Origin of the sequence: Streptomyces jumonjinensis (genome assembly GCF_009600885.1) — a bacterium.
In the GTDB taxonomy this organism is placed as follows: domain Bacteria; phylum Actinomycetota; class Actinomycetes; order Streptomycetales; family Streptomycetaceae; genus Streptomyces; species Streptomyces jumonjinensis.
In genome coordinates this window covers 30,432-41,428 of record NZ_VCLA01000198.1, presented here as the reverse complement: position 1 = coordinate 41,428, position 10,997 = coordinate 30,432, and the positions used below count along the sequence as shown (strand labels likewise).

The following is a 10,997-nucleotide window of genomic DNA, read 5'->3' as shown; positions in this document are numbered from 1 at the left end:
GCCTGGCCTGCCGTCAAGGGCAACAACCGGACAAAGAGCCGACACCGGATCCTGAACACCGACCAGACGACGCTTCTCACGGCACCCGACACGACCGTCGCCCTGCGAGCGTGGACGGACGAGCGCAATGCCGAGCTGGAGCACGCCGACGCGGACGATCACCCGGTGCGGCAGGCGCTCCAGGTCGCCGTCGTCGACGCCAGGCTTGTCGTCGGATACGCCGAACCCGAACTGCTGTATTCGACCGTGCAGTCCGGGAACCGGCGCGACCACATCCACGTCCCCCTGGGGTTCGAGTCCGCCGACCAGTACCGCGCGGTCGGCCGCCGCGTCCTGGAGCAGTACCGCGCCGCCGAGATCATCGACGACGTCATGTTCGGCGTCCTCGCCGGAGACCTGCCGGTCACGCGGCTGCGCGGATGCCCGCCTGACGCGGGGGTCTACGAGCAGCGGGATCTGCGCCGCATGCTGCTGCTCGCCCAGTTTTTCCCGATCAAGGGGGACCGCCGCCGTCCTCTGATCCGCAAGGCGAAGGGCGTGCCCTACGTCGAGGAGCTGGAGGAGCAGCACACGAAAAAGCGTCTGCGAGCCTATTCCGCGCTCTGCTCGGCGAGCTGGCCGCAGGCGTGGAACCCGCGCGTGGACGACGCGACCATCGGGCTCCGCCAAGCCCGCGCCGGCATCGCTCTCAGCGGCAGCAGCGCCGTGCCCCTGCTGGCTGTCGCGGACACGGACGACGATGCGTTCGACGAGCTGATCCACTACCGGGCACCGCAGTGGCTCGCCGCGTTCAAACTCGCCGACGCCGATCGCGGCTCCATGGGTGCCCAGGCCAGCCACGGCGCGGACGGCGGATCCAAGGTCCGGATCCGGCGCGGCATGCCGGATGCGCTCGCCGCCCTGAGCGCCCGGCAGGTGCAGGCGGTGGGACTGCTGCGCGAGATGGCCGCGGCGATGGAGGAAGGCCGCGCTCCCCGGCGCGTCAACGCCTTCGGAAAGGCCGGCGTCAGGCGGGCTGGACGGTGATTGTGCAGAGGCGCTTGGTGGCCCGGGTCAGGGCTACGTACAAGTCCCTTTCCCCACCGGGGCGGGCCGTGGTGATTTCCTCGGGGTTCATGACGACGGCCCCGTCGAATTCCAGGCCGCGTGCTTCGGACGCCGGCACGATGCGTGCGTGGTGAGCGATGCCCTGGGCCGTCAGCTCGCTCACCCTGGTGTCCGCGCAGATCACTCCCAGAAGCTCGCCCGGGTGCGCGGTGCTCTGGGCGCGGAGTTCCTGAACGACGGCGGTGACCAACCCGTCCGGAGGTGTGGTCACGGTGCGAGGGCTCTCACCGCTTCGCAGTGACCGTGTGGGCTTCTGGTCCGGAGCGATCCGCGTGAGCAGGTCCCGGACGCTCTCCAGGATCTCCTGCGTGGTGCGGTAGCTGACGGTCAGGTTGTGCAGTTTGAACCGCGGTCCGACGTGGGGGCTCAGTGCTTCCTTCCAGTCGCGTGCTGTCGCGACCGGGCCTGCCTGGGCGAAGTCACCCACCAGCGTCATCGCCCTTGCCGGGCAGCGGCGGACGATCATCCGCCACTGCATGGCGGTCAGTTCCTGCGCCTCGTCGACGACGACGTGCCCGTACGTCCGCTCGGGGGGGCCGTCGACCAGGCTCGCCGCCTCGTCCAGCAACGGCACATCGGCATCGGTCCACGGGTCGTCCGGACCGCGCAGCAGAAGGGACCGCTCCTGCGCGGTCAGGCGGGGCAGGCGCTCGGCGAGAGCGCCGGCGTTCGTCAGGAGCGCCTTCACGAGGTCACCGGGTACCAGCCGCGGCCACAACACCTCGACCGCTCGGTCGACGCCGGCGTCGTCGAGGAGATCGGCTCGGATGGCGTCCAGGTCCAGCTCGTGGACCGGACCTGAGTCGGCCGCACCTTCGGCACGGCGCTGGGCGGCTCCCGTGAACCGGTCGAGGTTGATGCCCGTCATCCTTTCGGCATCGGCGTCGATCTGCTCCAGGAGGTCGCCCATGTCTCGCTGCATCGCGTCGGTGACGGCGTCGACCAAGAGTTCTTTGAACACCTGGCGCGCGGGGTTGTGCCCCGGTGCGGCTGCCACGGCGGTGTCGCGTGCCGTGGCGACTTCCTCGCCGGAGAGGTGAACCAGTTCCTGTCCGACCCGCACGGTGAAGTCACCGGCGGGGGCTTGGTGGACGCGCAGCAGGCCGGCCAAGGCGTCGGCGAGGTCGGAGCTGCCCTTGAGACGCGCCGTATCGAACGGGTCCACCGTGTCCGTGGACACTCCGGCCAGTTCCCGGCAGGTCGCCAGAACGACGTCGTTCTCTCCGAGCGAGGGAAGGACCTGGGAGATGTAGTCGAGGAACCGGGCGTTCGGGCCCACCACCAGGACACCCTCCTCCGCGGCGCGCGGGAACGCGTACAGGACATAGGCCGCCCGGTGCAGGGCGACCACCGTCTTGCCGGTGCCGGGCCCGCCCTGCACCACGGTCACCCCGCGGTGGGCGGAGCGGACGATCTCGTCCTGCTCGGCCTGCAGCGTCGCGACGGCCGCGTGCATCCTGCCCGTACGCCGTGCCGACAGAGCCTCGGTCAACGGGCCGTCGCCCACGACGTCCTCGTCGGTCGGGGCGGTCCCGTCCAGCAGTTCGTCGCTCACCGAGATGACCGTGCGCTCCTCGAGGCGCAGGTGCCGGCGCCGCCGCAGGTCCATCGGGTGGACCGGTGTCGCCTCGTAGAAGGGCCGCGCCGCGTTCGCGCGCCGGTCCACGAGCAGAGGCAGGTCATCCTCCTCCGTATGCAGTCCGATCCGCCCGATGCGCAGGGCCGTGCCATCCGTCCAGTCGATGCGCCCGAAGACCAGCCCCTTTTCGGCGCCCTCCAGCCGGCCGATTTCCTTGGCCAGACCCTCGGCGGCGATTTCTCTCTCGTATGCCTCACCGGCACTTTCCGCCGGGGCCTTCAGCACACTCGCTCGGTGTGCTCGCGCCTCGGAAAGCCGCTCGGTGAGCAACTCATATAAGGAGGACACATAATCCCGCTCCGATTCAACCGCACGCACAGCGGGATCATTAATTTTCGACAACAGGGGATCCTTCGATTCAAGCCACACCATACGGTCAAAGTTCCCTAAAGGTAAGTCTTGGCTTACTTGGCAAGTCATGACCCCGCGACTGAATCCATGACGGCTGACCGTATGGCGTATCATGCATTCCGCCGTTCCGTATATCGCTCATTGCGCTCCCGATGCCCGCCTGCCTTATGGCGAGCCAGCCCTTGGATGCCGGCGATGTTTTGCCGCGCTCGGGAAAAGAGGGAAGATCCGGCCAGGCGACCGGCATCATCGAGCTCACTGCCAGGGGGCATCTGGTCGCTTCGTCTGGCGACCCGACCGAGGAGACGAGCACAGAATGGGTTAAGTCGACCGGCCCCCGGTTGGCTTGACTGCGCTTTGAGGGGTCGCCTGACTTTGAAAACGGGCGCGATGGCACAGATCTCGATCACCGAAGGGTGCATGCGCCCTATTTTCAATCACGAAAGCATGCTCGCATTACGAAGAGTTGAAGCTCAGGCCAAAGCTTCGAAAGACGAAATCCGCTCAAGAGTCGCCTGGTTGTAGGGAATGGGGAACGAATGTTCCTCATGGTGAGGTGAGTGGACCGATCCCTGGAGTGTTGACGGGATGCCGACTTGCGGGAGGCATGTGCATGGTGGCATGGGTGTACGGGTGCCGCTCCTGAGTATGACGCCGGGTGGGTCGGCAGGGGCCGGCCACAACCGGCGTCGACCCGGTGCCAGCGCTGGACACGCGCTGGCACAGTGCCCGTTCCCCCTGCGCGGGCGCGCGTCGGGGCAACGGGGGCGGACCTGGAAGAGCCTGGCGCCTGGCTGCACTTCAAGAAGCTGCTGGAGCACCGGGTGATGGGCCTCGTCGGTGAACAGGTCCAGGGCGAGGGGTGTTCGCGCGGACCGGGCATCGCCCATTCCGTCCGAGTACTGATTCCTGCCGAGGGCAGGGTCACGCCCGCTCTTGGCCGGGGGCGGGTCGGTCGGCGTGGTACCAACCGAAGGCGAGGGCGGCCTCGCCGGGTGCGGGAGGCCGGGTCCAGGACCGGGTGACGAAGGTGTGCAGCGGGCCGTGGAGCAGGGCGGATCGGGGAAGCGTCAGCCCCAGCGCGCGCTCGAGCACGGCCAGGGCGAGCCGCTCGCCGGGCAGCCTGCCGTCCGGGTAATCCCTGCCTCCCCCGCCCCGCCAGTCCTCGGGCGTCTGGGGAAAGCCGTCGAGATCGAGCCAGTCGGGCACCTCCCCGGACCACTGCGGCTCCGCGTCCCCACCCGTCACGGAGAATGCGCAGACCTCCTCGCCGCCGGCCCCGATGGACAGATGGAACAGGGCCGCATACCGGCCCGGGGAGGCGCAGCTGCTCCAGATCACCACCGCGCGGGTCCCGTTGGACGCGGCCGCGGCAGGGGAGAGGAACCGCTGCTCGTCGAACGGCGCCGGGTCACCGTCGAAGGCGAAGCTCCACCCCGGGGCCGCCTGACCGACCGCGACCAGGGCCCGGTCCGCAGACGTCCTGCCCCAGCGCGGCTGGCGCAACCGCTGCTCCGCGTCCCAGCGGGACATCGGCGGATGCAGCCCGCCCGAGACCGCGCCCTCACGATCGCCGTCGCCCCCGCCACCGTTGTCGTCCCGGCCGCTGTGCCCGATCCGGGCGGGCAGCCCGGCCGGATCCCGGTCCGCGACGAAGACGACCCGATAACTCCGGAACACCTGATCCGGCACCTCGTCGGCCAGCCAGGACAGCCCCACAGGATCGTCCCCCGCAGACGACGGGACGTGCAGGGTCTCCCGCGCCGCCCCCGCCTGACTGCCCCGGGGCACGCCCAGCAGCAGCCGGCCCCGCTCCGGGGTGATCAACGGGGCGAGCACCGGATCCGCGAGCAGCCCCATCGGCGCCAGGTGGTCGGGGCCCAGCGGCCGCCAGTGGGGCAGCGCCGCGACCAAAACCCGCCACGCCTCGTTCCACCGCCCCCAGCGTGCCAGATCACGCGCCCCTTCGGCCGCCCGGCCGAGGGGGCCGGCGGCTGTGAAACGGTACGACCCCTCCTCGGCCGCCCGCAGCGCCTCCTGGGCCGCCGCCCGCGCCTCCTGCGTCGTGCAGCGGGCGAGCAACTCCCATGGCGGTCCCTGGTGCTCACCCGCATGGACGGCCGCGGCAAGGGGCAGCAGATCGGAGGCGTACACCGGATCGGCGGCGAGGGCGTCCGCCGCGCGCCGCGCGAACCCTCCGCAGGCGAAGGCCGCCAGCTGCTCCAGGAGCCGGACGGCTCTGGGCCGCCCGAAGGCGCAGGCCTCCGCGAGCACCGCCTCCGCCCGCTCGTACGCCCCGCCCAGCGCGGTCAGCCGCGCCTCCTCGACCGCCTCGTCCAGCGCCCGCGTCGTGTCGTTGACGAACGGCGGGGCATCGCCGTTCGCCGCGTCGTCGGCGGCCATCCGGTGAAAGTCGCGGTAGCGATCCGTCATGTAGTGACGGAAGGACGGATACCGCTCGGGCGGGGCCGCCAGCCAGTGCGCGTACTCGTACACCGCCCACTCGCCGTCCCCGTCCACGTCGAGGGGATCGATCAGCACCAGCACCGAGTCCGACTCCACCTCCAGCTGCAACGCCCGTTCCCACATCCCGGCGCGCAGCCGGTCCTGCGGCGAGGCGTCCTCGTCGAGGTACTCCGCGAAGACCGCGCCGAGGCCTCGGCCGTCCAGGTGCGGCCGGACGTCCCGGCTCCCGCCCAGGTGGTAGACGAACGGGCCCGCATTGCGCCAACCGTTGCTGACCTGGAGGAACGCGCGTAACGACGGCGGCAGCCGGTGCCCGACACGCTCCTCCAGCGCCGCCAGGTCCGTGTCGGACGCGGCCGGGAAGCCGAGCCACCGGGACGCCACCAACTCCTCGTCCGGCCCGTCGAGGCCGTCGAAATCCTGTGCATCCGCCCACTCGCCGCTCCAGCGGATGAGGAACTCCCACCAATCGAACGGCACTTCAGCCCTCGCTTCGTCATTCATGCCCTTACGGTCGCACCTGCCACTGACAACGCCGCCCTCGCGACCGCCCCGCAAGCGGTCACGCAGCAGTGGGAAGGGGACAGGCGGTGATGCCACCAGCCTGGACGCGGGGATCAGTCACTCCCTGCGGATCGAAACGCCCCGGCGCGGGCGACACGAGCGGCAGAGAAGTGGTGAGGACGACGGCCCAGGGGGGGGGCGAGGGCTAGGCGCGGGCGGTCGTTGAGCCGCACCGCCTCGCCGACGCCGTGGTCGCCCATGCCCGTGACGTCCGGGCGGGGGCGGAGACGGCCGACCTGTTCCGCCCGGACGTCACGGGGTCCCCGGCACGAGTACGGGCCCGCCGAGTCGCTCACCCGTGCCGCCGAACTCACCGGAACCGATACCGACATCGTCAGACGCACAGTCGACCACTGGTCCGACGGCACGGAACGGACCGGCCGAGACCGGCTCTGCCGTGTCTCCCGGCGCACCCGGCGGCAGGCCGAGCCGGACGAGGAATGGGGGATGTGTGGGCCGTCATGCGCATCCCCGACCGGGTCCGCTGCGTGGTCTGGTTCGACAACTGACCGTCGTCGACGGAAGCACCAGCACAAAGCGGCCGAACCACAGTCCCCGCGCCAGCCCGTGCGGATTGAGCGAACCGCGCCGCAGCGACGGCCGCGCCTGCGGAAGCTTTCAGACGGCCATCGGCGGGCAGGGCAGACCCGCACGGGGCGACCGTGGAGGCCGCGCACACGTGGCATACACCCCCGGCATCCCCGCGACTGAATGACGACAACCGGCCAGGGTCGGCCACTCGTTCAGGTGATGATCCGGTGATGCGGCTCCGGGGGCGCCCGGCCCACTGCTATTCCCATGGGCATGACCAAAACCTGGCACGCGCCGTACTGACCGCTGCCGCCCTCGCCGCCCTTCTATCTCTCTCCCTTCCCCGCGCAGGCCCACGAGGCCCCCACACCGGCGGCCGCCCCCGCGGCGGAGACTGTTCCGATCGGTGTGGCGGTCAGCCGACTGCCGATCGCCTGGAGGACCGGACCGGGTACGGCCGGGACAGTCGACCACATGGTCCCCTCGCCGAAGCCTGGGACTCCGGCGCCTCCGCATGGACGGCCGCACGCCGGGAGGCCTACGCCAACGACCAGGGCCAGGCCGCATCGCTCGTCGCTGTCACCGCCCGCTCCAACCGCTCCAAAGCGGACCAGGACCCCTCCGAGTGGCTCCCCCGGCCGCAGACGCCCTGTGCCGCTACACGTCGGAACGGACCGCGACCAGACTCCGCTGGAACCTCACCGTCGACGAGAACGAGCAGCACCTCCTCCTCCTGGCAGCCGACTGCACCGGCGCCACCGTGACCTGGAAGCCCGCCCCGTAGCAACGCCAAGCGCCGGGCCCTTTTGGATGCCGCGGCGTCCGGCGAAGCGCTGGCAGGCCCTCTTTCCAGCCCGCCCGGGTGGAAGAGTTCCGCAGACTCTGCCGGCCCAGGATGTCTGCTCGTTGGTTCCGCGTGACGACGGCGGAGATCGTGCGGGGGAGGCGTCCGCAAGCCCTGGAGGAACCGACCGCCCACGCCTGTCCGCTCTGATGGCCGTGCGTGCACAGACGTGTCGACCGCGGCCCCGAAACGCGGCGGGACAGGTTCAGCGGTCGGCTGTGCCCTGCTCTGTCGTCCCGCAGCCCGGGTGGCCCCATCCCCCGCCGAGTCTGGTGATCTCGCTTCCGGCTGCGTAGGGCGCACCGCAGGGGCATCGGCCGGCGAACTTCGCCGAAATGATCCGGACTCCGCTTCCCGTGCGTACGGGACTGCCGCCCTTCTCCCGCCGCGCGGGAGGCCGCCGTGCAGTGCGAGGCGCGCCTGCTCGCTCCGGTGCGGGGACGGGCAGGTCGTGGTCGCCGAGGGCGGTTCCAGCGGCTCTCTGGGTGGCGGCCGCGTCGCTCGCAGCCTGGTCGGCGATCGCGTTCAGCAGGTCACCGCCCTGCTGATGCGCCGGGACATGGACGAGCTTCACGTCCCGGCCGGTCAGCAGGGTGTCGATGCGTTCGACGAGGTCACGGTTGGCGACCGGGCCACCGCTGGCGGTCCTCCATCCGTTGCGCTTCCAGCCGGGCAGCCACTGGGTCACCGCTTTCATGGCGTACTGCGAGTCCATGCGCACTTCGAGCGGGGTCCCGGGAGGGGTGGACTCCAGGAGGTTTTTGAGAGCGGTCAGCTCGGCGACATTGTTCGTGGCAGTGCCCAGCGGCCCGGACTCCCAGCGCTGTGGCCGCTCCCGCGCATCGGCTGTCACCCAGGCCCAGCCCGCCCGGCCCGGGTTCCCCTTCGACGATCCATCAGCGGCGGCGATGATGCGGTCATTCATGACCTCGATCATGCCACCGGCGGCGCGCCCTCGCTCCCTGCCCGTGGTTCTGCCCGATCAGGCCCAGGGCGGGGGTGCGGCGGGTGTGCAGGCGGTGGCGGCCGAGGACCGGGGCAGCGGCAGCCTTGTCAGTGGGAGGAGGTCCTTCCCGGGCCCCTGCTCCTCGTCGGCGACCGGCAGGCGGCGTCCGCGCCCGGCTGGCCGAGGGGGCGCATCACCGCGATCCGAGTATCTGCAAACCCCGGTTCATCTCGTTCCGATTGGCGCCGTCCGCCACCTTGCGCACGAGCGAACAGTTCACCGTCGCCAAGTAGCCGCCAGGTGAGGGCGGGCGGCGTAGCCCACGTCGCGAGCAGCGTCGCTCCGCCGTCGAATTGCGCTGGTCCCCGCGCTTTCACTTCCGCTCCCCGCGGTCCATGCCGGGGACGCTGAGGGGCGCGTGGGGGCTGGGTGTGCGAGGTGCTCCGGTAGCGGTCGGCGTTCTGGCGCAGGTGCGGACCTTTGATCGGGCGGTGCTGGTATTCGGCGTGCCACGGAACGGTCGGCTACCGCGGGTGGTGGAGGAGGTAGCGGAGGTGGCGTCGGCGATGGCGATGGCGCCGATGCCGTGCCCGAGGAGATGGTGGAGGACCAGGGTGTCGTAGTGCAGGGGGGATTGGGTCTCCAGGGGCAGTGGGTGGGTGCGGCTGCCGGTGCAGGCGACGAGATGGTCCCAGGCGGCTGCCGTCGGCAGGGGGCGGGCGACGACGTGCTGCCAGTGGACGGCCACCAGGCCGAACGCCGTCCGGACGGCGTCCTGGGCGGCGCCGGCCGCCAGGTGGGCGCGGGCATAGGAGACGTAGAGGGGGCTGTAGAGGGCGTGGAATGCCTCGAAGACGGGCGGCATGACCAGAGCGAGGGGCTGGGCGCTGCCCGCGCGCCGAACGGGCAGGCGGGTGTTCATCCGCGTCCCTCGGGGCCGGAAGCCCGAAGGGCCGGAGCGCTCCGTGGGCGGATCCGGGGGCACGGTGGGGGAACGGACGGTCTGCCGCACCGGCGGGAAGACGAGGACCGGGCCGCCCGGGCAGAGGGCCGGGGACATGGGGGAGGCCCAGTCGGCGATACGGGCGCCGGCCGGCAGCCGGATCGCCTCGTCTCCGGTCAGAGCGCGGTCCGGCAGCGGGTCGGAGGGAAGGAGCCGGGGGGACAGGGCGGGAGGCTCCGGGACCGGCCGGCCGCGGGCCGCGTTCCACAGCGGGCGCAGGTCCTCGGGGTCCGAGCCGCAGGCCCGGGCGATGCGGCAGGCGACCTCCCCGGAGGGGAGCCGCTCGCCGCTGACGATATGGGAGACATAGGAGCGGTCGATGTCGGCGACGCCGCCCAGCGCGGTGAAGGCCAGCCCGCTGAGGGTGGTGGAGGCGCAGCACGGGCTGGGGGAACGCGCCCGCCGGCGGGCCGGCGGGACCTGCGTGGCTGTGACGGATCCGGGGGCTCGGTGCGGGCTCGGGGCGGTGCGGGCTCGGGGCGGTGCGGGCTCGGAACGCTGAGGGCCGCTATGTCCTCGGCTTCCCGGGGAGAGGGCGGTGACAGCGCCGCTCCTGGCACCCCATGCAGTTCGTGCCGGTCCCTGGTCAGGGCGGGGCCCCATCCGCAGCACGGGGAATCTGACGCGTCGGCGAGGCGAAGCTGAAGGAGGGTCTCGCGTACGCGGCTCTGACGTCGGCGGACGGGTTCATGGCGTGGGCGCCCGGTCGTTGCCGCGCCCGGTCAGGAAGGGCACCGCTGCCGGCTGGGTTCGTAGGAACCGTCCTCCTGCACAAACGCGGACCAGGGAAGATCCTCGATCCGTCGGCAGAGCGACTCGGCCACCTCGGCGGGGTCCAGCGCGTAGGTGCGGGACGCCATATGCGGGGTCGATACCCGAAGCTGTGAGCCGTCGGCGGTGAACATGAGCGCCAGCACCGGGCCGTCTGCGGGCGGTAGCGGCACACTCCGGTTCTTCGCGGTGTCCCAGAGCCGTATCCTCCCGTGGCTGTCACCGACGGCGAGGGTCGCGTCGTCCGGGGAGAACGCGAGCGCGACGGGCTGCTCGGCCCGGCTCCCGGGCAGAGGTTGCTCCCCCGGGGCCAGGACCCCGAGGTTCCGCTCGCCGAAGTCGCCCCACAGGGTGACCCGGCCGCTCGCGTCGGCCATCGCCAGGAGGTCGCCACGGCGGGAGAGGGCCACTGAGACGGCCCGTCCCTCGCCGTGCATGATGGCGGACGAGTCGCCCCCGGTCTCCGTGAACACCATCCGGCGCCGTTCGGTGATGAACCCGCCGCGTTGCCTGTCTGCGACCAGCACCCTGCCGTCGCGGCTCTCGTACGCCTTGGACCAGCGGAAACCGTGCCCTGCGTCGTAACGGTCGACCGACTCGATGGCTTTCCGCCGGGGTGTCGACCAGGACACGCCGAAGGTGTCGGCGGGTGTCCCGAACGTGGCGAAAGCCATCCCGGTGACCCCGGGCCGGGGTGGCAGGACGTACTCGGCCGGGTGCCACTCCTCCACCCAGCCCCGGTCGGGCGACCGGGGTGAGCGCGCCCCCAGATCAT

6 protein-coding genes and 1 pseudogene are annotated in these 10,997 nt (G+C 71.3%); 2 read left to right on the top strand and 5 right to left on the bottom strand.

The window, feature by feature from the left end; genetic code table 11:
• Nucleotides 1-1,026 (top strand): annotated as a pseudogene (locus FF041_RS38425) (hypothetical protein); the annotation flags it as partial.
• On the opposite strand, the gene FF041_RS34685 reads toward FF041_RS38425, so the two are convergent.
• The gene (locus tag FF041_RS34685) at nt 1,007-3,034 is read right to left on the bottom strand and encodes a HelD family protein (RefSeq protein WP_323393582.1); all 2,028 of its coding nucleotides are present in this window, start codon (nt 3,032-3,034) and stop codon (nt 1,007-1,009) included. The pseudogene FF041_RS38425 and the gene FF041_RS34685 sit on opposite strands and share 20 nt — an antisense overlap.
• A 987-nt stretch (nt 3,035-4,021) precedes the next feature.
• A complete protein-coding gene (locus FF041_RS34680; RefSeq protein WP_153526412.1) occupies nt 4,022-6,067 on the bottom strand; it encodes an SMI1/KNR4 family protein in 2,046 nt (681 codons plus the stop codon).
• 1,216 nt (nt 6,068-7,283) lie between these two features.
• Between FF041_RS34680 and FF041_RS40680 the strand changes: the two genes are divergently transcribed.
• Complete coding sequence (locus tag FF041_RS40680) at nt 7,284-7,442, top strand: hypothetical protein (RefSeq protein WP_407698222.1); 159 nt, start codon at nt 7,284-7,286, stop codon at nt 7,440-7,442.
• A 265-nt stretch (nt 7,443-7,707) separates the two neighbouring features.
• Here the strand turns inward: FF041_RS40680 and FF041_RS34670 are convergent, their stop codons facing one another.
• From FF041_RS34670 to FF041_RS34660, 3 genes are all read right to left on the bottom strand, one after another.
• Nucleotides 7,708-8,439: a ribonuclease H family protein gene (locus FF041_RS34670; RefSeq protein WP_153526411.1), complete on the bottom strand. Its 732-nt coding sequence runs from the start codon at nt 8,437-8,439 to the stop codon at nt 7,708-7,710.
• A 382-nt stretch (nt 8,440-8,821) separates the two neighbouring features.
• A complete protein-coding gene (locus FF041_RS34665) occupies nt 8,822-10,054 on the bottom strand; it encodes a helix-turn-helix transcriptional regulator (RefSeq protein ID WP_153526410.1) in 1,233 nt (410 codons plus the stop codon).
• A 119-nt stretch (nt 10,055-10,173) separates the two neighbouring features.
• Nucleotides 10,174-10,997 (bottom strand): WD40 repeat domain-containing protein (locus FF041_RS34660; RefSeq protein ID WP_407698221.1); only part of this gene is annotated, 824 nt, incomplete at its 5' end.